19 protein-coding genes and 2 pseudogenes are annotated in these 21,126 nt (G+C 63.7%); 6 read left to right on the top strand and 15 right to left on the bottom strand.

The window, feature by feature from the left end:
* Positions 1-193 precede the first annotated feature (193 nt).
* From AC1DO7_RS23210 to AC1DO7_RS23190, 5 genes and pseudogenes are all read right to left on the bottom strand, one after another.
* On the bottom strand, positions 194-1,570 hold the full coding sequence (locus AC1DO7_RS23210; RefSeq protein ID WP_441623683.1) for an MFS transporter: 1,377 nt from the start codon (positions 1,568-1,570) through the stop codon (positions 194-196).
* Positions 1,571-1,870: 300 nt separating this feature from the next.
* A complete protein-coding gene (locus AC1DO7_RS23205) occupies positions 1,871-2,488 on the bottom strand; it encodes a pyridoxamine 5'-phosphate oxidase family protein (protein WP_441623681.1) in 618 nt (205 codons plus the stop codon).
* Positions 2,489-2,517: 29 nt separating this feature from the next.
* Positions 2,518-3,851: pseudogene (locus AC1DO7_RS23200) on the bottom strand (adenylosuccinate synthetase).
* Positions 3,852-3,853: 2 nt separating this feature from the next.
* Positions 3,854-4,324 (bottom strand): RidA family protein, encoded by a 471-nt coding sequence (locus AC1DO7_RS23195; RefSeq protein ID WP_441623679.1) that lies wholly within the window; start codon positions 4,322-4,324, stop codon positions 3,854-3,856.
* Between the two features lie 154 nt (positions 4,325-4,478).
* The gene (locus AC1DO7_RS23190) at positions 4,479-5,264 is read right to left on the bottom strand and encodes an AraC family transcriptional regulator (RefSeq protein ID WP_441623677.1); all 786 of its coding nucleotides are present in this window, start codon (positions 5,262-5,264) and stop codon (positions 4,479-4,481) included.
* Positions 5,265-5,407: 143 nt separating this feature from the next.
* On the opposite strand from AC1DO7_RS23190, the gene AC1DO7_RS23185 reads away from it, so the two are divergent.
* Positions 5,408-6,268: an alpha/beta hydrolase gene (locus AC1DO7_RS23185; protein WP_441623675.1), complete on the top strand. Its 861-nt coding sequence runs from the start codon at positions 5,408-5,410 to the stop codon at positions 6,266-6,268.
* Between the two features lie 211 nt (positions 6,269-6,479).
* On the opposite strand, the gene AC1DO7_RS23180 is transcribed toward AC1DO7_RS23185, so the two are convergent.
* Positions 6,480-6,590, bottom strand: a complete 111-nt coding sequence (locus AC1DO7_RS23180; protein WP_441623673.1) for an SDR family oxidoreductase — start codon at positions 6,588-6,590, stop codon at positions 6,480-6,482.
* Positions 6,591-7,141: 551 nt separating this feature from the next.
* Here AC1DO7_RS23180 and AC1DO7_RS23175 point away from each other — a divergent pair.
* Positions 7,142-7,408: a hypothetical protein gene (locus tag AC1DO7_RS23175; RefSeq protein ID WP_441620646.1), complete on the top strand. Its 267-nt coding sequence runs from the start codon at positions 7,142-7,144 to the stop codon at positions 7,406-7,408.
* 62 nt (positions 7,409-7,470) lie between these two features.
* Entirely contained in the window at positions 7,471-7,728 is a 258-nt protein-coding gene (locus AC1DO7_RS23170) for a hypothetical protein (RefSeq protein ID WP_477116616.1), read from the top strand.
* 323 nt (positions 7,729-8,051) lie between these two features.
* Here AC1DO7_RS23170 and AC1DO7_RS23165 read toward each other — a convergent pair whose 3' ends face one another.
* The 5 genes and pseudogenes from AC1DO7_RS23165 to AC1DO7_RS23145 all read right to left on the bottom strand — a co-directional run bounded on the left by AC1DO7_RS23165 (position 8,052) and on the right by AC1DO7_RS23145 (position 11,216).
* Positions 8,052-8,525, bottom strand: coding sequence for a DUF6130 family protein (locus tag AC1DO7_RS23165; protein ID WP_441620640.1), 474 nt, complete (start codon positions 8,523-8,525; stop codon positions 8,052-8,054).
* 337 nt (positions 8,526-8,862) lie between these two features.
* Positions 8,863-9,063 (bottom strand): annotated as a pseudogene (locus tag AC1DO7_RS23160) (porin); the annotation flags it as partial.
* Between the two features lie 34 nt (positions 9,064-9,097).
* Positions 9,098-10,252, bottom strand: a complete 1,155-nt coding sequence (locus tag AC1DO7_RS23155; RefSeq protein ID WP_441620639.1) for an FAD-dependent oxidoreductase — start codon at positions 10,250-10,252, stop codon at positions 9,098-9,100.
* Positions 10,253-10,262: 10 nt separating this feature from the next.
* Entirely contained in the window at positions 10,263-10,430 is a 168-nt protein-coding gene (locus AC1DO7_RS23150; RefSeq protein ID WP_441643368.1) for a rubredoxin, read from the bottom strand.
* Between the two features lie 99 nt (positions 10,431-10,529).
* Complete coding sequence (locus tag AC1DO7_RS23145; protein ID WP_477116615.1) at positions 10,530-11,216, bottom strand: M24 family metallopeptidase; 687 nt, start codon at positions 11,214-11,216, stop codon at positions 10,530-10,532.
* A gap of 185 nt (positions 11,217-11,401) precedes the next feature.
* Between AC1DO7_RS23145 and AC1DO7_RS23140 the strand changes: the two genes are divergently transcribed.
* Entirely contained in the window at positions 11,402-12,628 is a 1,227-nt protein-coding gene (locus tag AC1DO7_RS23140) for an MBL fold metallo-hydrolase (protein WP_441620633.1), read from the top strand.
* Positions 12,629-13,051: 423 nt separating this feature from the next.
* Positions 13,052-14,623: a methyl-accepting chemotaxis protein gene (locus AC1DO7_RS23135; RefSeq protein WP_477116614.1), complete on the top strand. Its 1,572-nt coding sequence runs from the start codon at positions 13,052-13,054 to the stop codon at positions 14,621-14,623.
* A 179-nt stretch (positions 14,624-14,802) separates the two neighbouring features.
* Here AC1DO7_RS23135 and AC1DO7_RS23130 read toward each other — a convergent pair whose 3' ends face one another.
* The 3 genes from AC1DO7_RS23130 to AC1DO7_RS23120 form a co-directional block, all read right to left on the bottom strand.
* Positions 14,803-16,350 carry a sensor domain-containing diguanylate cyclase gene (locus AC1DO7_RS23130; protein ID WP_441620629.1) on the bottom strand — a complete coding sequence of 516 codons (1,548 nt, stop codon included), beginning with the start codon at positions 16,348-16,350 and terminating at the stop codon, positions 14,803-14,805.
* A gap of 509 nt (positions 16,351-16,859) precedes the next feature.
* The gene (locus AC1DO7_RS23125; RefSeq protein ID WP_441620627.1) at positions 16,860-18,266 is read right to left on the bottom strand and encodes a sensor histidine kinase; all 1,407 of its coding nucleotides are present in this window, start codon (positions 18,264-18,266) and stop codon (positions 16,860-16,862) included.
* Positions 18,250-18,930, bottom strand: a complete 681-nt coding sequence (locus AC1DO7_RS23120) for a response regulator (protein WP_441643367.1) — start codon at positions 18,928-18,930, stop codon at positions 18,250-18,252. The genes AC1DO7_RS23125 and AC1DO7_RS23120 overlap by 17 nt, the downstream gene beginning before the upstream one ends.
* 93 nt (positions 18,931-19,023) lie before the next feature.
* On the opposite strand from AC1DO7_RS23120, the gene AC1DO7_RS23115 reads away from it, so the two are divergent.
* Positions 19,024-20,118, top strand: coding sequence for an ABC transporter substrate-binding protein (locus AC1DO7_RS23115; RefSeq protein ID WP_441620623.1), 1,095 nt, complete (start codon positions 19,024-19,026; stop codon positions 20,116-20,118).
* A gap of 2 nt (positions 20,119-20,120) precedes the next feature.
* Here the strand turns inward: AC1DO7_RS23115 and AC1DO7_RS23110 are convergent.
* Positions 20,121-21,126 (bottom strand): ABC transporter substrate-binding protein (locus tag AC1DO7_RS23110; RefSeq protein ID WP_477116613.1); only part of this gene is annotated, 1,006 nt, incomplete at its 5' end.

Here is a 21,126-nt window from a genome sequence, read left to right as displayed (position 1 = left end):
ATTCGTCATGGCCTTCGTCTCGACGACGAGCAGCCGGAAACGCCGGCTGGCTCTCGTCTCCTTGGGTTCGGCAAGCCGGAGCTTGTTCCTTTTGAGCCGGACCAGCGTCAAATCGGTCACACGCAGGTTGTCCCGACCTATCGATCATTTCGCAGTCGGCCAATGCCGAAGGCCGCCCCCTCCCTTCCGTTGCTCAATCAGCTGAGATCGATTCCAACGCCTCGCCTCGCGTTTCAATGCCAAAGCGATAAACGATGAATGCAGCCGTCAGGAAACAGGCGGCGCCCAGCGCAAAGACGCCGGCCTGGCCTGCCAGCGGCAGGATAAGTCCGACCATGGTTGGCCCCAACAGCGAACCGAATCGGCCAACCGTGGAGGCCATGCCGCAGCCAGTAGCGCGGGCGCGGGTCGGATAAAGCTCTGGCGTATAGGTGTACAGCACGGCCCACATGCCGAACATGAAAAACTGCATCATTCCGCCCGACAGGAAGAGTGCGACAGGCTCCGAATTCATACCCGCGACGCGGCCATACAGAAAAGCCATCACCGCGCCGCCCACGAGCGTGATCACGCATGCCGGCTTACGGCCCCAATGCTCGATGGCCCAGGCGGCGCACAGAAATCCCGGGATGCCGCCGACGGAGATATACACGGTGTATAGCACCGACTTGGTCACGCCCATGCCGGTCTGCTGTAACAGCGCCCCAATCCAGGTGTTGAGCCCATAGAAGCCAAGCAGCGCAAAGAACCACAGGCCCCACACAGTCAGGGTTCGGTTTCGATATTCCGGCGACCACAGTACCTTCACGCCGAATATCTCGGCTTCGGGGACGACAGCGGTGGCTGCGGCCTCGGGCAGCGATGTCAGTTTCATCCGTCGCTTCACCGTCTCTTCGATGTGATCAACCACGCGAGAGGCTTCCTCGTGCCTGCCTTTGGATTCGAGCCAGCGTGGGGACTCCGGCACGTAGCGCCGCACCACGAAGAGAAACAGTGCCGGCACCGCGCCGAGCAGGAACATGGTGCGCCAGTTGTACGCCGAGAGCACGTGGTATGACAGGAGCCCCGCGCAGATGAAAGCGATGGGCCAGTTTCCGTCCATTAGCGCCAAGTATTTGCCGCGCTGGCGAGCGGGGATGAATTCGGACAAAAGCGTTTGTGCGAGCGGCAGTTCCATACCCATCCCCAGACCCAGCAACAGGCGATAGATGCCAAGCGTCACGGGGTCACTGGCGGTGGAGCAGAGAAAGCTGCCCAAGCCCCACACGATCATGCTTACCTGAAACACCGGCTTGCGTCCGAAGCGATCGGCAAGCATACCGGAACTGAGCGCGCCGACAGCCATGCCAACAAAGCTCGCGCTGCCCAGCATCCCAGCTTGCGCACTGGTCAACGCGAACTCGGTGCGAATCGAGCCGAGCAAATACGTCATCATCGCCAAGTCAAGGTTGTCAAAGAAGAACGCCAGTGCGATCACCATGAAGAGGAAGCGGTGGTAGCCGCATACGGGTAGTCGCTCCAGTCGGTCACTGATGCGGACCCGCATCAGCTCTGTAGAGGTCACTTTCATCTTGTCTCCTGTCTTGTATTGGCCGGGGAATTTAGGGGCCGGCTCGTGCAACTTCGCCGGTTGGCATGTAATGTCGCGCGGCCCTGGCTGCGTAGCCCGCTCCGGGATGCCAAAGCATGTCGCCGGGGCGCCAACCCGAGCGGCGGACGGCACCGRCCTCAACAGGCTGTAGCGGCGCGCTCGGTACACAGACGCAATCGGAGCAGCAGGAGGAAGGCGAATCGGAAAGGCGCGCGCCGGCACACGCTTTCACGTATGCCGGCGGCAGGGCGGCTCGCTGGAGGAGCCAAGGGGTGCGGGTCAGCGGGTCGCGAAGCGCAGGGGATCAAACGCATCTTCCGGCAGCGCCGACAGGGAGGCACCGGCGGGAAATGGATAGCGCAGGTATGGCGCACGCGGCTGACCGGGCGGTGAATACTGCCCGTCGGCGAGGATCCGCTTCTTGGCCGTCAGCGACTGAATCTCGCACCGGTATGCCACGATCTGGTTCGCCGCGCCGTCCTCGATCGGCGTGTAGTCCTTCTCGGGTCGGAACTTGTCCAGCGCCACAGACTGGTGTGCGCGGATATCCTCGGTCCGTTCGCGCACCGTCGCGACACAGCGTGCGATGACACTGTAGTACTCGAGGCTGGTGTTCTGGCCTTTGGGCGCCTTCAGCAAGGCGACGGGGCGGTCGATCTCGATGGTGATATGCGCGTTGGCTCGGATCGCAGTCGCCAGCTTTCCAAAGCGCGAACTGTGTATCAGAAAGGCGTCACCAGTGAAGGTGAAACTCTGCGCCGTCACGTACGGGAACGGTGTGTCGTGGACACCGACACGGCAGATCAGTTCGTCCTTAAGAAAGGCTTCAATGGCGGGCCAGTCGGTCCAGGCAAGGTCAGTGCGGCGCATCTCTGCGCTCAGGTAGTCGGGGGTCATGGTTGTCTCCAAGGAGGACTTGGGCGGGATCAAGGCAGCACGCGCAACTGTTCGCGCGCCGGGCCCAGCCCTATGCCGCGCAGGCGGCATCCGAGCTGGCTGGCAAGCCAGCGCAGGAGTTCGTCGAGCTCGGGCGGCAATGGGTCCTGAGGTTTGCGAGGCAGTGCTGCCGCGCTGAACGCGGCAAAGCGGTGGATTATGGGCCCGTCGTTATCCGTCCAGTCGCTATCCACCAGCGGGATGGCGTGGTCGGGCGTCTGGGCGAACAACGCCAGGCAATCGCACTTGTTGAGGAAAAGCTCGTCGATCCCATGCTGCTGCACGGCACGCCGAAGCTGCGCGACATCGAGCAAGCCGACCCGTCTCGGGCGGCCGGTGCCGGTGCCATACTCACCGGTCAGCATGCGGATGGCGACGCCGAGGCCGAAGGCATCCTCGCCTGCCAACAGGAGGCCAGGATCGTAGACCAGGGCTTCCTGCTGCCGACCTAGTCCACGTTGCGCCGCACTTGCGCAGTACTCAGCAGATTGCGCTGCGCCAAGCTCGGATGGGAGCGGTCCCGATCCGACCCGCGATACGATGGCCTTGGCAATGCCAATTGTCTTGCGGTGATACCGGCACGGCAGGTCGCCGCCGACGTAGGCATACGCTGGCACCGTATGGCTTGACGTCACCCACGGCTGGTCCCCATGCGTGATATCAAGCATCACCGACTGCGCGCCCTCGAACAAGACGCGCGCCCCGTCCTGTACGCGACGTGAAAGGAAGGTCGGATCGGACACAACAAGGTTGCGGATCTCCGCCCACGCCGCGCGCATGCGACTGATATCTAGGTCCGCGTCGTGTTCCCGGCTGGCAGCGGCCACCTGGAGAAAAACGGCGTCACTGTCGGCCAACAGGTCACGAAGCTGAAACGAGGTCCGCGTGCCATCGCGTGCCCGCAAGGCATGGTCGGCGTAGCACGGGCCAATGCCGTTGCCTGTCGTGCCAATGGTGCCACCGTGCTCGCGGTCCAGCGCGACATGCAGGGGCTGGACCACCGGGCATCGCTGATGGCCAGGCGCGAGTGCAACGATATACCAAGGCTGCCCAGCATCGCAATCTCCTCGGCCAACTGGGTCAGCCCAATTGCGCAGCCTGACCCGATGTAGAGGGACAGATCGGGATGCAACACGCCGGACGGAACTTGCCGCAAACGTACGGTACCCTGAGGCGTGGCGATGGTGTGGCCTGCGTTGGCGCCGCCGTTGAAGCGCGCCACTATGTCATAGCTACCGGCAATATGGTCGACGACTCTCGCCTTACCCTCGTCGCCATACTGGAGACCCACGAGCACGTCGGCATAGCCAATCTGAGGTGACATCGTCATGCTTCGACGTCGAGCGCGAACGTGGCTTCGATCTCCACGGGAGCGCCAAGCGGCAGGCTGGCCACGCCGATGGCGATACGGGCGTGCCGGCCTTTGTCTGCGAAGATGAAGTTGATCAACTCCGACGCCGCATTGACCACGGCCGGCGCGTCATGGAAGCCATCGGAAGTCGCGACGAAGCCGCCCAGGCGAAGCACGCCATCGATCCGTTCCAGATCGCCGTTGGTGGCCGCCGAGGCCCAGCCCAGCAGATTGGCGACGCAAAGGCGGGCGGCTTCGCGCGCATCGTCCAGGGACACTTCCGCTGGAACCCGCCCGGCGAATATAGGCTGGCCTGAGCGCACGGGCAACTGGCCGGAAACCGTCAGGATGCCGCGGTGCAGGGTATAAGGTACGAACAGGGCCGTTGGAATGGCTGGCGGCGGCAGCACGATTGCTGCCTCGCGAATGCGATCGATGATTGTCACGGGGTTCCTCTTGTGAGCGATGGCGAGCGCGCCGCCGCGCACAGATTGCACGACAGATTCGCCACCTTCACTGTGCCGCCCGAGGCTTCGGCTGTCCGGCGCACGGACGCCAGGCAATATCGCGCAGACGCCAGGCTGTGAGGCCGGTGCGCCCTTACCGCCGAGTCGCGTCGCGAAAATACTCAGTCGGAGTCATGCCCAGCGCCCGCCGGAACATCGCGCTGAAGGCGCTCGGGCTCTCATAACCGAGTTGCAACGCGATGTCGGTCACGTGGCGTCCCTGGGCCAGAAGGCGCACCGCGGCCATCAGCCTGGCTTGCTGCTTCCAGCGGCTAAAGGTCAGGCCGGTCTCCTCGGGGAACAGCCGGATGATGGTGCGGTCGCTGGCGCCCACTGACCGGCTCCAGGCCTCGACGGAAGTCTCGTCGGACGGGTCGGCGACGATCCGGGCGCAGATCTTGGCAAGGCGCGCATCCTTTGGCATAGGCAGGTGGAGAGGTACCACGGACAGGGGGCGCATCTCCTGCAGGAGCAGTCCGGCGACGAGGCCGTCGCGGCCGTTTTCCTCATAGTCGACCGGCATGCGCACCATCTCCGAAACGAGCTCGCGCAGCAGCGGCGGCACCGCGACGACGCAGCATGTCGTCAGTTCGCTGGGCACGGCGTCCTCACGAACATAGACCGTGCGCATCTCGACCTCACCGCATGCCTGCATGGCATGGCGAACGTCGCCCGGCACCCATACCGCCCGCTGGGGCGGCACCACCCAGGAGCCCATCCCTGTGGTCACCAGGATCGCGCCACTGTACGCGTAGATCAGCTGGGCACGCGGGTGCGAGTGGTAATCGATATAAAAGCGATCGGGCAACGCGCGGGCCATCCCGCCAACTGGTCGGCCAATGTGCTGGTAGTCCTCGCGGTTTTCACTTTTTCCGAACATGGCGTCTCCGAGACAACAAGTGTCATCCGCCGGCGCGCGCTGGGCGGCGCCAGAAAGTATTGTGGGTTCGACGTCAGCGCACGTCGCATTTACCCCAGGGATCGATCTCTCCATCGATCCCCCAGTTCGGAGCCAAAACTCAAATGTCAGTGTATCGAAACTTCGACCAGCAGTCCCTGGACAAGCAATACAACGTCAGGGGCGGGATCCCGCACTATCAAGCGATCTTCGACCGATGGGCGAAGGAGAGCCGCGACTTCCGCCTCGCACGTCCCGTCAAGGAAGACCTAGCGTACGGCGATGACCCCAAGCAGTCATTGGACTTCTTTCCTGCCGGCAAGCCGGGCCGGCCATTGCTGGTCTTCATCCACGGTGGATACTGGCAGTCGCTGGACAAATCGGACTTCAGCTATGTCGCCAAGCCGTACTTGGAACACAATATCAATGTCGCCGTGGTGAACTATCGTTTGGCACCAAACGTGACCATGGCCGGGATCGTACGCGACAACCAGGACGCCGTGGTCTGGCTGTACCGAAACGCCAGGGAACTGGATTTCGATCCCAATCGCATCTTCGTCTCCGGCCATTCGGCGGGCGGCCACCTCACTGCAACACTTGCAGGAACGCGCTGGGCCGACTTCGATGTCCCCGCAGATATCATGAAAGGCGGATGCGCCATCAGTGGCCTCTATGACCTCGAGCCGATCCGGCTCTGCTATCTCAACCAAGTCGTGGGCCTTAGCGCGGCGGACGTTACCGCCTACAGTCCCATGCAACACCTGCCCTCAACCAGGCTGCCAATGATCCTGACGGTTGGCGGCGAGGAGTCCTCGGAATACCACCGTTTGCAGGCCGAGTACTGTGCGCAACTGCATGAGCAGGGAATCGCGGTTGAGATTGTCGATCAGGAGCGCGGCCATCATTTCGACGCGGTTGATTACTTGGGAGAGGCCCGGGGCAAGCTTGCCGCGGCGGTGCTCAAGATGATCGCAGCAGGAGCGTAGGCTTTCGGCCGTCGCCCTGCGGCGCCGCACGATTCCCTTCAGGCCTCGGGATGGCAGGCCCAAGGTGGCGGCGATCGCGCACGGCATTTGGCGGCCGGTTCAGGCGTTTACTGCTGGCCATCGACACGGCGCCGCTCGACGGCGGCCCGGCCGATGTCGCCGGGCCGCCCCGTCATGAACACGGTTCCCTCTTCGGGTCGTGCTGCCACGCCTATTTTCCGGTGATGCCGCCGTCGATGATCAACTCGGTGCCTGTGATGCAGGCGGCGGCGTCCGATACGAGGAAAGCACACGCATAAGTCACGTCCCGGGCGGTGCCCATGCGGCCCACAGGCACCAGACGCGCGCGCGCCTGCCTGGCCCGATCGAAGTGCTCCGCGTCGTACAGCCGCGCTCGTCTCCATGGCGGCACCCACCTTGCCGATGCCGACGTTGTAGTGCCGCACGTCCACGGGCCCGAATGCATCGCGCGCCCCGGCAAAGAGCCGCCCGACATCCTGCTCGGGCGTAACGTCACCGAAAAGGGCAACGGCGCGCCCGCTCACTTCAGTCAACGCACAGGCCGGGCAGAGGGTCACGCCCAAGGCAGTCACCGCGCTTTCCATTCATCGGGATCCATCCTGCTCGGACTCCGGGCGTACCGCCCGGGCGCCCGTGTCGGCTCAGAGCAGACACTCCGGTGTCGTTGTGTTGGTTCCGGCCCGCCAGTTCCAGGACGGCACGCCCCTGGGTTTGACGCCATATTTCGCACTCGAAAGAAATTTCTCCCAAGCCCCGCCCTTGGCACACTCCATGCGTTTGTACCTCCCGAGCGCAGAAACACTGCTCAAACCAACCGAACCCAAAGTTCAATCGCTCCCAAGGAGAACTGCCATGACTACCACCCTCGCCATCAAGGACCTGTCCGTCACCGAAGAACTCGACGCCGGCGCCATGAGCACCGTGCGCGGCGGCACCGGCTTCGTGCCCTTCGTGCCGGTGTTCAGCTCGGTCAAGCTCGACTCGACCTTCAACGCCTCGCAACTGATCGGCCAGACCCAGAACGTCGTCAACATGAATGGCAACAACGCAGCCTTCGTCGACGACATCAAGTCGCATGTCAACTCGACCCAGAACGCCCAGAACAACATCTACCGCTAAGCCGCCGGCCCCGCCGAGCGCGCCAACCGAATTCGCACATCACTGAGTACCGGAGAACTGCCATGACTACCATCGCCATCMAAGACCTGTCCGTCACCGAAGAACTCGACGCCSGCGCCATGYGCGCCGTGCGCGGCGGCTTCGTGCCCTTCMTGCCYGTSTTCAGCGCGGTCAAGGTCGACTCGACCTTCAACGCCTCGCARCTGATCGGCCAGACSCAGAATGTGGTCAACATGAACGGCAACAACGCTGCCTTCGTGGACGACATCAAGTCGCATGTCAACTCGACCCAGAACGCCCAGAACAACATCTATCGTTGAACGGCCCGGCTCGCCAACGTCAATGTCAACGTCAACCAGAACATCCTCCAGCTGCAGAGCGTCAACGTGAACACGCTCAACAACGTCGGCGTGATCGGCTCCGGCCTCGGGCTGGCGATCGATGTCAATCCTTCGCAATGGGCTGCCACCCACGCCAAGGTCTGAACGACACGCGCCGCGCCCCGTGGAAGCCCGCTGGCTTCCACGGTAATTCGCTCATGGCTACGCAGGAAACGGGGCAACCCTGGTTTCGCGAAGCGAAGCAACGGTCGGATTCGCCGATGGCAAGGTACCCCGGGACGATCCCTTTCCTGCGCGGGCTATCAGTGCTCGTGGGGTTTGGATGGCTTTAGCTCCGGGACGGTAACGGCGACAGTTTCGCTGGTAATGATCTTGTGAACCGGATCGGACAGCTCGAGCAGGATCTTGTGCGCGCCGGGTTTCAATCCAACCAGGATGATCGGATCCTCGCTTGTGTGGGCCCAGGTTCCGTGCCAATCATCGACCGTCACGTGAAGGTGGCCGAGATGCGGCGATACCTCAACGGCGTTCTTGCCGAATACCGGCATGATTCGCATGTTCTCGGTCCGGTACTGAATGATGACGACCCCGCGAGCCAATGCCTCGGCTAGCGGCGGATACGCAATGAGTTTTGGCGCCGGCTCCGATTCCACGGGAATCACAGCCGGCGGACGGCCTTCCGCGGTCTTGGCCGGCTCCGCGGCATGGGCAGCATTGGCGAGGACGCTGATCGAGAGAGCGAGCGTGGCCGCGAAAAGAGCGTTTGAGCGCTTCATGGGGAACTCCTGGGTTGCGAACGGAAAAAGCGCCAGACCAATCGACTGGAATTGATCGCGGCAATGTTGGTCACAGTCGGCGCGCAGCGGAGGATCGCATTGATGCTGCTCGCTGCCGGGCTACCGGACGCATTTGACGCGACGGATGTATCCCGCCTGTAGCGCGCGAGGGGCGTCGACGTAAGGGCATGTGTCGCCACCGCGGGGAGATACACACCGATACGAAAATCCTGCTTCAGGGGCCAGCACGTTCCTTGAGCGGATCCAGTGTTTTCCCTTGTTGCCGCAAGGAGAGGATTCCCGCTATCCCTGACGGTTAGTTCGTCAAATCAGTGGGTCGATAGCCGGCCACCACCTTGGCCTTGCCAACGGTGTAGCCGGCCGCTGCGGCAGCCTTCTTGACCGTTCCCGTATTGCCCGTTGCGGTGAGCGTCGGGTTGTACTGGTCGTAGGCGGCCGTGACGCCGAAAGGACCCGCACTGTAGGCCAGGCCGGCGCCATGGCCGGAATCGCGCCGGAACTGTCCCGGAACTGTCCCGGAACTTCGCCACCCCCCTGGCACGCGCGAGAAACTACTGCGGCGTGTAGGGCGTGCCAAGCGCCTTCAGGAGTGCCTGCTGCGCGGCGACGGCCTTGTCGCTGACGGCGAATCCGTGCAGTACGCCGCTGTCATCCTGGAACACGAGCCGGCGGCCGCCGTCGACGGTTTCCTCCTTCCAGGTCCCGGCCGTGGACTGCGGAGGCCGTACCACCGAGATCGGGTAGGCCGGCGTCTTCACCATGATTGGCATGGCAGGAAAGTCAATCGGGGTGCGCGTGCCGGCGATGGTGGCAGCGATGCTGCGGGCAGCGACCAGGATCGGGCGGATGTAGGGCAACCAGCGGCCATCGGCGTACTGCGCGCAGTCGCCCATCGCGTAGACGTTGGGTGCGCTGGTCTGGCCGTGATCGTCCACGCGGATGGCGTGATCGACGGCGATGCCGGAAGCCGCCGCCAGGTCGGTGCGCGGACGCAGTCCGATGGCCGACAGCACGGCATCCACGTCCTCGTGGCTGCCATCGGCCAGCGACACGCGATAGCCATCGGCGGTGCGGTCGATGCGGCGCACGGTCGTGCCGAGTTTCCACGCGACGCCCTCGCGCGACAGCGCGCCGCGCATGCCTTCGCCCAGGGTCGCCGGTACCAGCGATGCCAATGGCTGGGGCGACGGGTCCACCATCACCGACGCGATGCCGCCATGGACAAGGTCGTTGGCGAACTCGCAACCGATCAGGCCGGCGCCCATGATCAATACGCGGCGCGCGCCGTCGATCCGCGCGCGGAATGACTGGTAGTCGTTGAAGGTGTTGACTGACATCACGTCGGCAGCGCCATCGCCTTCGATGGGCAGCCTGACAGGTATCGCGCCCAGCGCCAGCATCAGGTCGCTATAGGCGTGGGTGCCGGCGGATGTGTGCACGCAGCGGCTTGCGGTATCGATCCGTTCCACACGCGTCTGGCGGAGCAGCGTGAGATTCAGCCGCTCGATCATCGCCTCGTAGGTGCCCGTGATCAGGTCGCCGAAAGCCTTGTTCTGCGCGAACGCGTTGGAGATCATGGGTTTACTGTACGCATCGCCGCCATCTTCGGTGATCAGCAGGATCGGCCGGGTGGCGTCGAGCTTGCGATACGCGCCTGCAAATGCAAAGGCGCCATGCCCGGCGCCAATAATGATCAAAGGGTCCATGGTTTGTTCTTTAGCCAATTTCAGTCATTTCGAAGGCTTCCTTGCTGAGGCCGCATTCCGGGCAGGCCCAGTCGTCCGGCACATCGCTCCAGGGCGTGCCGGGAGCAAGCCCGTGCTCGGGGTCGCCGAGGGCCTCATCGTAGACGAGGCCACAGACGATACATTGCCAGACTTTCATGAGAGGTTCCTTCTTAAAATGAGGTGACGACGTGCCGCCCGCGCGGAGCGGCACCGTGGTGTGAAGGGAAGTCGACCGCACCGGCGGACAGGGCCGCGCTTACAGGTAGTCTTCGTCTTGCAGCAGCATGTCTTCGAAGAACGCGCCGAATCGCTTCTGCGGATCGCGTACGTGGATCTCGAGGATCCAGCGCATGGACGACGGGCTGGCTTCGAGTTCGGCCAGCGAGCCGGTGTGGATCGTGGCATGAGGGAAGTCCGACACGCGGTGACCCGGCAGGTCGAAGTTGAGCTCCCAGCCCATCGACCTGGCGATGCGGTCGGCTTCCGCATAGAGTGCCTGGCCGGTCAGGCGGTCACGCTTCCAGATATTGCGTACMTCGTGGAACAGCGCCTCGGCATCGCGCGCGCAACGCTCGTATTCCTCATGCTGACCCACCACGAACGACGCACCGCCGTCGCCTTCCCATGCATCCACGCGCGGGGCGATGTCGACGAAGAAGATGTCGTTTTCCTGCAGGATCACGCCGGGCTCGGAAGCCTGCTTCATCGGCTTGATGGTGTTGCGGCCGAAGCGGACGCGCGTGGGGTGCCAGCTGAGGGCGAGGCCGGCGTCGAGCATGACGCGCTTGGCCATTTCGACGGCATCTTCCTCGACCATGCCCGGCTTGACGCGCGAGGCGATCCTGGCGACAGCCTCGCGGGTCTTGTTGCGGGCCAGCAGCATGCCATCGACGGAAAAGGCCGGGCCGACGCGCTCGGCGAGGGATGCGGGAACTGCGCTCATTCTGTTTTCTCCAGTGGGAAGGCCGAAACGGCTTCGAACCTTGGGTGAGATTGTTCCCGCGATCACCTTGGAAGACAGCGCTGACGGACGGCCGGGAAGCGCCAATCTGCGTGGCTTTCATGCCAGCTGCGGCTGCTCATGACGGTAGTCGTGTTTTTCGTGCCAAAAGGCGTGGGATTCCGGCTATGCGCATCGTGGGCAACGACATGCGGCAGATCTTCAGGAGACGGTTCGGGGTGTCGCCGCAGCAATATCGAGCAGGAACGTCTCCACGCCGGCCGCGGCCCGGCTGTCCACGCGCGCCGAGATCGATCCGGGGACTGGCCGAAAACCACCGCCATTTGGCCGGAATCCCCCTCTGCGGCGATGCCGCCGCGCGTCCGCGATCGCCATACTCGTCCGCGATGCGCGCAACCCGGCTCGCATCCACTCATTTGGCAGACGACGTCATGTTCAAGCGATCCTCCCTGTTTATCCTCATTGTGGCGAGCCCCTTGCTGGCCTCCGCGCTGGCCAGCGCGGCTACCGCCGAGCCCGCCGAAGTCACGCCCGACGACTACTTCCATACCGGCGCAGGGGCCCGGTATCTGCGTCGCGCTGACGCAGATCTCGTGGTTCAACCCTTGCGCGGGAACATCACCGTGCTGATGGGTTCCGGCGGCAACATCACGGTCCTTTCCGGCAAGGAAGGAAAATTCCTGGTCGACGCCGGCATCAGCAAGTCGCAGGAGAAACTGCGCGCGGCGCTGTCGAAGATCAGCCCGTCACCGCCGAAGTTCGTCGTGAACACGCATTGGCACTGGGATCACACCGACGGCAATGCCGGCATGCATGAGGCGGGCGCCACCATCGTCGCGCAGGAGAACACCTTCCGGCATCTGACCGAGACCACGCATGTAAACGCGTGGAACTGGACCTTCGATCCGGTACCGGAAGCCGCCCGCCCGACGCTGCTGGTCAAGAACGAAAAGACCTTCGATTTCGGCGGTACCCGGGTCGAGGTCGAGAACTTCGGCCATGGGCATACCGACGGCGATCTGTGGGTCTACTTCCGCAAGGCGGATGTACTGGCTCTCGGCGATACCTTCTGGAACGGCTTCTACCCCTATATCGACAACGAGGATGGCGGCAGCATCGATGGCGCGATCAAGTGGGCCAACCAGGCCGTAGCCCGTACCACCGCGCGCACCATCGTCATTCCCGGTCACGGTGCGGTCGGCACGCGCACGCAACTGATCGAATTTCGCGACATGCTGGTCACGGTCCGCAACAACGTGGCCACACTGAAGCAACAGGGCAAGTCGCTCGACGAGATCATCGCCGCCAGGCCGACGGCCGCCTTCGACGCGAAATGGGGCAACTTCGTGTTCAACGGCGACCAGTTCACGAAAATGGTCTACGCCGGCCTCTAAGGGCATCCGCCGCCCCCCGCCAACGGGGGCGGCGCGATGTCCCATCATCACCCCCGCATGAAGCAGATGTTCCCGATATTGAGTTCGTGACGCGCCCGCCCGAACTGCTGACGACGCGGCAAGTCCGGGGTCTGTTCAGCTTCAGTTGCTCCGCGGATCGCCATTGCGGCAACAGCCCCTCAACAAACACTCATCAGCTCCACGGGACGGGAATCGAAAGATTGCACTTCCCCATCGCGTGGCGATCGCCGTGGGAACGGTGATGGCAGGAGCCATTGGCGCTTGTTACGAAGGAACCACAAGCGCCCTAAAGATTGGCGCGGCCTTGCCGTTGAAACCGTAAATCGGAGCAAGGCGCGCTATCTGCCCCGTCGAGCCATCGCCCACCGGGTGGGATCGATTCCCCCCCTACATTGAGAGTGAATGATGAAGCACTTGCGGGTTAGCACCAGTTTGATGGTCATACTTKGCTTATTTGTCGTCCTCATGGCGATCAACAGTCTCCTGGCTTGGCGAGGCCTGCACGACACCACCGGATCCCTCGCGCGCATGATCCATTCGACCGAGGAAATCCAGGCCGCGAACGCGGCGTTTGCCGCCACGCAGCGTGCCCGTGTCTCCCTTGCGGGCACGCAGAGCGCCGCGCGCTCGGGTCAGGAGGATGCCGCCAAGGATCTGATCAAGACGGTGGCCGCGCGGCTGGAGCAGGGGCAGCGGCAAATCGAGGTGTTCGCCGCGTCGCCCAGGGATAACCCTGAGGACGTCGAACTTGCCAAGAGGGTGGTGGCTACGTACCAGGCGCTCAATGAGAGCGTCAGGGCCGAGCAGAGCGCCGTTGTCGCGGGCGACACCGCGCTGTATGACAAACTTTCCGCGGTCCAGAGCATTGCCGCATCTCGCGCCTTCAATGCCGAGCTTGAAAAGCTCGCCAAGCGCTCGGCACTCAAGAGCGATACGGCGCAGAACGAAGCGCGCAGCACGCTGGAAACGACGCAAATGGTGCTTGCGGTCATGCTGCTGATGATGATCCTGATTGCCGTGGCCGCGCGCTGGGCGCTCGGTCATATCCTGCTGTTGCCGCTGAAGGCAATTGGCCAACGCCTGGACCGGGTGGCCGGCGGCGACCTGACGGGTAGTTTCGAACAGAACGCGGACAATGAGATCGGTGCGCTCGCCGCCGCCGGGAAGCGCATGCAGGACGGCCTCATCGAGGTGATTGGCTCTGTCCGTGCGTCCACCGAATCGGTTACGGTCGCGTCCCGACAGATCGCGGCCGGCAACGCTGATCTGTCGGCACGCACGGAACAACAAGCCAGCTCCCTCCAGGAGACGGCTTCGTCCATGGAAGAGCTCACCGCCACCGTCAGGCAGAACGCCGACAACGCTCGCCAGGCGAATCAGCTTGCGGTCTCCGCATCGGACGTCGCCGCCAAAGGCGGGGCGGTAGTGTCCGATGTGGTACAGACCATGGAGTCAATCGACGCGTCGTCAAAGAAGATTGTCGACATCATCAGCGTGATTGAAGGCATCGCGTTCCAGACAAACATCCTGGCGCTGAACGCGGCCGTGGAAGCCGCGCGCGCTGGCGAACAAGGCAAGGGCTTTGCGGTGGTGGCCGCCGAGGTCCGCAGTCTGGCGCAGCGCTCGGCGTCCGCGGCCAAGGAGATCAAGGCACTGATCGACGATTCGGTGGAGCAGGTCACCACCGGCAGCCAGCTCGTCGAGCAGGCGGGCGCGACGATGAACGAGATTGTCCAGAGCGTCAAGCGAGTCACCGACATCATGGCCGAGATCTCGGCGGCAAGCCAGGAGCAGACATCGGGCATTGAGCAGGTCAACCAGGCAATCACGCAGATCGATGAAGTGACGCAGCACAATGCCGCGCTGGTCGAGCAGGCAGCTGCCGCCGCCGGCTCGCTGGAAGATCAGGCAGGCAGGCTCAAGCAAGTGGTGAGCGTGTTCAATATGGGGATTGGGCCGAGGCTCGCACGGTAAGCTTGCCTGCGTTCAGGCAGATAGGAGCCCTCGCATCAGTCCGGCGGAGTAGTGGCACGTTTGCAAGCGCGAAATTGAACCCACCTGGCATTTGCGGCTGAGCGTGGGCAGGCTTGCTTGCGCAACCACCATTTGCGGACGCAAGCACGATGGACAACGAGAGCCAAGGTGAGCCGAAACTAGTGCCCGCAATTCTGGAAAGCAATCCGGGCATTCTCGCGCGACTCAACCACGCAGTCACGTCCTTCGCGTTTTGCCAGGTAGAGAGCTTCGTCTCCGACACGGAAGAAGTGCCGCAGGTCAGCAAAGGTACGGCATCCGAGTTTATCTTGAGCGTCCGTTGCGACCCCAATGCTGACGGTCAATTTCGCCGGAACACTGCTGGCCCCGATATGCAGACTTTGAACCGCGACCCGGATGCTGTCGGCAACCATGACCGCACCCTGCGCATCGGTATCCGGAAGCAAGATGGCGAACTCTTCGCCTCCGTAGCGACCTGCATAGTCGCCCGGTCGGCGGATATGTTGCTGGATGCAGTGCCCGACGGCGGCCAGGGCGTCGTCACCGGCTAGATGACCGTATCGGTCATTGAACTGCTTGAAGTGGTCGACGTCGACCATCAGCAAGGAGAGCGGCGTACCGGCGCGCCGGGCCCGACGCCATTCCTTGTCTGCGGCGTCGTCAAGAGCCCGCCGGCTTCCAACGCCGGTGAGCCCGTCAGTATCGACCATCCATCGCAGATGGTCTTCCATCTTGAGGCGGCGCTGCCACTGACGCGACAGCATGACAGCGAGGCCAATGATCAAGGTGCCAACGCCAACGACAAGACCAGCAAACAACCACGCTCGCCGATGCCACTGCGCAAGGACATCATGAACGGAGAGGCCAACCACGATCACAAGCGGATAGTCGGGAACCCGACGATAGCTGTAGAGACGTCGCACGCTATCGACCGCGGCCACACCGATGAAGTTGCCATCGGTGCCCTGGAGCAGGGGCCCAAAGGAGGCGCTATCTGAAATGTTGCGTCCAATATCGTCCTCACCGTACGGCCGGCGCATGATGACGGTGCCGTCGGTCCGGAGCAAGGTGAGGGTTCCGCCCGCGCCTAGATTGACGCCGTCAAAGAGCTTGCGAAAGTAGTCCAGGCGAAGCGTGCCGACTACGATGCCCGAAAAAGTGCCGTCGCGGGTCTCGAGGCGTCGGCTCAGTGCGATGGACTTGTTTTCCGTTGTCAGTCGCGGTTGAAACGGCCGGCTAAGAAACACGCCGCTGTATGCCGCTTCGGCATGGACCTGAAAGTAGTCCCTGTCCGAGACGTTGTTGCGCCGAGGCGGCCAACTCGTAGAATCCAGCACGAGGTTTCCCTGCGCGTCGGTTGCTAGCAGCGAACCCATATCCTCGGCGTTCATGGAGCGGTCAAAGATAACGCGTTGCCGCAACTGGGCAGGCATCGCCATGACTACCGGATCCTGCATGGTCTCCATGACGCCACCGAGCGCTAGCTCATAGATGTGCAGGTTGCGCGAGATGCTTCGTTCCAAAGTCAGGGCGACGTTCGAAGACGCCTCGCCGGCGCCGACCAGGGCGTCGCTGCGCATCTGGATGAGCGCGAATGCAACCAATCCCGCAACGGCACACGTCAGCGCAATCGCAGCCGGAACGATGAATGCTGCAGGGGAGTGGCGAGGACGACGCTTCTTTGGTAAGTGACTAAATAACCTCATCCACTCTTCCGTTCTCTAATCAGGCGTCATTGTAGTGCCGCTTGGACTTGCGATGACCGCCGGTGAGTATCGCGCACGGATGGCGTGGGCAGCTAACGGCCGACGGCCTGGCTCGTCTTGGTTTTGCGTGGCATGACATGCGCCTAGGCGACATGTTGTGCCCTAAGCACAAAATTCCTGACGGGCCCGTCTACGCACCGTACTGGCGGCGGCCCGTATTGCCGGGGCGGCGCGTGCCTGCAAAACCGTGTTCGCAAACACATTCCGTAGTGCGATTCGGCAATACACACGCCYCCCGCAAAATGGGACAAGCCCAAGAACGACGAAGCTCGCTCCATTCCCGATGAAAGGGAAAGCACATGTCGATGGAAACGAAATGCCCGTTCATGCATGCCGCGGGCAGCGGCACGTCGAACCGGGACTGGTGGCCCAATCAACTGAACCTGAAGATCCTGCACCAACACTCGCTCCTCTCCGACCCCATGGGCAAGGACTTCAACTACGCCGTCTCAATCGAGTCGCTTGCCATCCCGCGCTGCCGACGGCCGGGACGACGGAAATCGCACGCGCACGCGCAGGCCTGCGTTGCCGGGGGCCTGGCCCAGTTCGACATGGGCACCGTGCCGGTCGGCAATCTGCTTGACGATCGACAGCCCAAGGCCGCAGCCATCGGCCCGCGCGCCGCGTGCGCGATAGAAGCGGCCGAAGACCTTGTCTCGCTCGTCGGGCGGGATGCCCGGCCCGTTGTCATCGACTTCAAGCACGGCGTCACCCGCCGCATCACGCGTGACCGACACATCGATCTTCCCGCCCTCAGGCGTATAGCGGATCGCATTGTCCACAAGATTGGAGGCAAGCTCGCGCAGCAGCAGGGCCTTGCCTGTCATCCACACGGGTGCGCTGCCGTCGAAGCCGAGGTCGATCCGCTTGTCGAGTGCCTGCGGCAACAAATCAAAGCTCGCCTGACGGGCGAGTTCCACCAGATCCAGTTCCTCGTCGTCGACAATATGCCCCGCCTCGCTGCGCGCCAATGCCAGCAGTTGCTGGATCATGCGCGAGGTGGCATCGGTACTGTCGTGTATCTCCTCGACGATCTGGCGCATGCGTTGCGCATCGGACTGCGCCAGCGCCTGCGCGGCCTGGGTCCTGAGCACCGCGAGCGGCGTCTTCAGCTGGTGCGAGGCGTCGGCGATGAATTGCCGGTGMGCCTCGTTGATCTGGCGCTGGCGCTGGGTGTGCAGGTTGATTGCCTCGACCAGCGGAACCACTTCGCGCGGCACGGTCTGCGTCGCGATGGGCGTGAGGTCGGTCTCGTCGCGGCCCTTGATCTCGTCCCGGATGCGCCGCAAGGGCAGCAGGCCGCGCCGCACGCCGAGCGCGATCAGCAGCGCAGCCACAACGATCAGGGTCAGCTGCATCGCGCTGGCGTCGACCAGGATGCGCTTGGACAACGCCTCGCGGGCGCCCGTGGTCTCGCCGACCTCGATCAGTAACGGGCCGCAGATCCTGGCGTCGTAGACGGGCCGCCGCAGCGCCACCAGCCGCACGGGTTCCGCGTTGTACACGGCGTCGAGGAACAGCGGCGCATCGTCCTGCGGCGGCCTGGGTGGATCGGGAAGGTCTTCGTGGCCGGTGAACACCTTGGGCGGGTCGAGACAGCTCACCTTGTAGAAGATGCGGTCCTGCGAGCGGGTTTCCAGCATCTCCAGCGCGGCGTATGGCACGTCGACGCTGAGCTCGCCGTTCTGCACCGATACCCGCTCGGCGATGGCGAGCGCCGAGCCAAGCAGCGTGCGGTCGTAAGCCTGGTTGGCCTGCTCCAGCGTGCGCACGTAGCTGATGCAGAATCCGACCGCCCAGACGATCACCAGGGGAATCAGCAGCCACCGAAGAAGATGGTTACGCAGCCGGATCATCGCTGGCTTCCAGGCGATAACCCAGTCCGCGCAAGGTGCGGATCAGCGTGCCGCTGCCCTCCAGGCGCTTGCGCAGCCGGTGCACATAGATTTCCACGGCCTCCGCGCTGACGGCGTCGTCCAGCGAGCACAACTGCGCGCACATCTCCTGCTTGCTGACCGGCCGGCCGGCGCGGGTGATCAGCGTTTCCAGCACGCCGTGCTCGCGCCGCGGCAATACCAGCGGCTGGCCCGCCACGGTGAACTCCATGGCCACGCTGTCAAAGCACAGGCGGCCGAGTTCGAACAGCGCATGGGTGCGTCCCTGCCGGCGCCGCGCGATGGCGCGCAGGCGGGCGACCAGTTCGGTCAGGTCGAATGGCTTGGGCAGGTAGTCGTCGGCGCCGGCATTCAGCCCGCGCACGCGATCGGGCGTCTCCCCCGAGGCGGTAAGGATCAGGACCGGGACATCGTCGCCGCGCGCCCTGGCGCGGCGCAGCACCTCGATGCCGCTCAGGCCCGGCAATGCCAGGTCGAGTACGACCACGTCGTAGCTTTCGGCCTGCAGCAACTGATCGGCATGGAGCCCGTCGGAAACCACATCGAGCACCATGCCTGCGGCTCCCAGCGCCTCCATCAGCGAGCGGGCCAGTTTCGGGTTGTCTTCGACGAGTAGTGTGCGCATGGGCTTACTCCCGGGAGGAAACGCCAGCGCCCGCGGGAAATGCATTGGCGTAGATATAATGATGCGCCGACTCGGGCAGACTTGGGGGGGAACATGGCATTGAGAGCATGGTTGAGCGGTCTCCTCTTGTTGCTGACACTGGTCACGGCGAAGGCGCAGGTCCCGCAGAATTATCCCGGTGACTATGCGGCAACCATCACGGCCGCCCGCCAGGAGGGCAGGGTCGTCGTCTATTCTCCCACCGACATGGCCGAGGCCAGGTACCTGATTGCCGATTTCAAGTCCATGTACCCCGGCGTGGAGGTGGAGTACCACGACCTCAACAGCACCGAGATCTACGACCGCTTCCTGAGGGAAATCCAGAGCCGCAGCGCCACGGCCGACGTGCTGTGGAGTTCGGCCATGGACCTGCAGGTCAAGCTGGTCAATGACGGCCATGCCTTGCAGTATGCCTCCCCCGAACGCGCCCACCTGCCGGACTGGTCCGTGTGGAAGAACGAGGCCTGGGGCACGACGCTGGAGCCGGCCGGCTTTGCCTATAACAAGCACGCGCTGCCCGCGGCCGAGGTGCCACGCACGCATGCCGGTTTCATTCGCTTGCTCAAGGCGGATCCCGCGCGCTTCAAGGGCCGCGTCGTCACCTATGACCCGGCGGCCTCCAGCCTCGGCTTCCTGTTGGCCACGCAGGACGCCAAGGCGTCCGGCATGCTGTGGGAGGTAGCGCAGGCGCTGGGTGCCAGTCGCGCGCGGCAGGCGCCCAGCACGGATGCCATGCTGCAGAGCCTGTCCTCCGGTGAAAGCCTGCTGGCGTACAACGTGCTCGGTTCCTACGCTGCCAGCAGGATGCTCGCCGATCCCGCCATCGGCCTGGTCTATCCGCAGGACTACGTGCTGGTCGGCTCGCGCATTGCCTTTATCCAGCGACGCGCGGCGCATCCCAATGCCGCCAGGCTCTGGCTCGACTACATCCTCTCGAAGCGCGGGCAGGGCGTGCTGGCGAACAAGATGGGCTTGTTTGCGTTGCGCAGCGATGTGGCCGGCGGCGGCAACGCGGCGGTGTTTCGGCTTGACGCAGGCAGCAACATCCGGCCGATCGCAATCGGGGTCGGCCTGATGGCCTACCTCGACCGAAACAAGCGGCAGGACTTCCTAAGGCGCTGGAACGATGCGCTGGCGCGCTCGCCCTGACCCTATGGGTGCGCGAGCGCTTGCCGCCATTGCAGGATGAAATCCCGGTAGTTCTGATTGTTGAGGTAACCGATCAGGTCGGGGCCGACCGCGATCGGCCGCAGGCTGGCGCCAAGCGTCTGTCTCAGGCGCGCCGCGGTGTCTTCGCCTTCGACGTCGTCGCGCACGGCGAACAGGCGCGCGTTATTGGCAATCACGGTCTGGCCGCGCTTTGACAGCAGATAGTCGACCCACAGCTTCGCGGCATTCGGATGCGCCGCCTTCTTGCTCACCACCATGATGCGCGACATCACCAGCGTGTAGTCCTTCGGAAACACATAGCCGATCGATGGGTTCCTGCGCGCCTGCGCGAGCGTGTATGCGCCGAGCAGGTTGTAGCCGATCAGGGCCTGGCCGGAAGCCACGCGCCTGACCATGGCGTCGGTGGTCAGGTCGAGCCGCACACTGCTCTTGCCCAGGGCGCGGGCGACATCCCAGAAGTCCTGCGACACGGCGACATCCTGCGTTGCCAGGAAGAAGCCGAGCCCGGACTTCTCGATGTCGTAGCTGACCACCTTGCCCTGGAAGCGTTTCGGGTCCGCATTCAGCAGCCGCGCCAGATCCGCGTGCGTCTGCGGCACCTCGCCGGCTTTCAGTTGCGCCTTGTTGTAGGCAAGGACGACCGGCTCGTAGGTGGTGGCGAAGGCCTGGTCCTTCCAGTTCGCCCACTTGGGCAGGCTGGCCTTCTCCGGCGAGTCGTAGCGCATCGCGTAGCCATTGCTGACCAGCGCCGCCTGCTGGTCCATGGCCGAACTCCACAGCACGTCGGCCGATTCGCCGCCAAGCTGCGTTTCGGCGACGAACCGGTGGTATAGCACGGTGCTGTTCAGGTCCTCGTACGTGACATCGATGCGCGGGTACATCGTCCGGAAATCCGCGATCAGGACGTTGGCGACGCTGGCATCGGTGGTCGAGTAGATCACCAGCCGCCCTTCGTCTTCAGCGGCCCGGACGGTCGTCGCATAGGCC

The sequence above is a fragment of the Cupriavidus sp. 05N40 genome, assembly GCF_056397305.1.
Note: the sequence above shows the minus strand (reverse complement) of the source record. Positions and strands in the feature narration are given on the sequence as shown.

What these genes read in the sequence shown, in the direction of transcription:
- AC1DO7_RS23165 (WP_441620640.1), bottom strand. Translation starts at nt 8,525, where the DNA reads ATGAAGCGCTCAAACGCTCTTTTCGCGGCCACGCTCGCTCTCTCGATC.
- AC1DO7_RS23150 (WP_441643368.1), bottom strand. Translation starts at nt 10,430, where the DNA reads ATGAAAGTCTGGCAATGTATCGTCTGTGGCCTCGTCTACGATGAGGCC.
- AC1DO7_RS23115 (WP_441620623.1), top strand. Translation starts at nt 19,024, where the DNA reads ATGGCATTGAGAGCATGGTTGAGCGGTCTCCTCTTGTTGCTGACACTG.
- AC1DO7_RS23120 (WP_441643367.1), bottom strand. Translation starts at nt 18,930, where the DNA reads ATGCGCACACTACTCGTCGAAGACAACCCGAAACTGGCCCGCTCGCTG.
- AC1DO7_RS23175 (WP_441620646.1), top strand. Translation starts at nt 7,142, where the DNA reads ATGACTACCACCCTCGCCATCAAGGACCTGTCCGTCACCGAAGAACTC.
- AC1DO7_RS23130 (WP_441620629.1), bottom strand. Translation starts at nt 16,350, where the DNA reads ATGAGGTTATTTAGTCACTTACCAAAGAAGCGTCGTCCTCGCCACTCC.
- AC1DO7_RS23180 (WP_441623673.1), bottom strand. Translation starts at nt 6,590, where the DNA reads ATGGGCACCGCCCGGGACGTGACTTATGCGTGTGCTTTCCTCGTATCG.
- AC1DO7_RS23210 (WP_441623683.1), bottom strand. Translation starts at nt 1,570, where the DNA reads ATGAAAGTGACCTCTACAGAGCTGATGCGGGTCCGCATCAGTGACCGA.
- AC1DO7_RS23185 (WP_441623675.1), top strand. Translation starts at nt 5,408, where the DNA reads ATGTCAGTGTATCGAAACTTCGACCAGCAGTCCCTGGACAAGCAATAC.
- AC1DO7_RS23155 (WP_441620639.1), bottom strand. Translation starts at nt 10,252, where the DNA reads ATGGACCCTTTGATCATTATTGGCGCCGGGCATGGCGCCTTTGCATTT.
- AC1DO7_RS23205 (WP_441623681.1), bottom strand. Translation starts at nt 2,488, where the DNA reads ATGACCCCCGACTACCTGAGCGCAGAGATGCGCCGCACTGACCTTGCC.
- AC1DO7_RS23190 (WP_441623677.1), bottom strand. Translation starts at nt 5,264, where the DNA reads ATGTTCGGAAAAAGTGAAAACCGCGAGGACTACCAGCACATTGGCCGA.
- AC1DO7_RS23140 (WP_441620633.1), top strand. Translation starts at nt 11,402, where the DNA reads ATGCGCATCGTGGGCAACGACATGCGGCAGATCTTCAGGAGACGGTTC.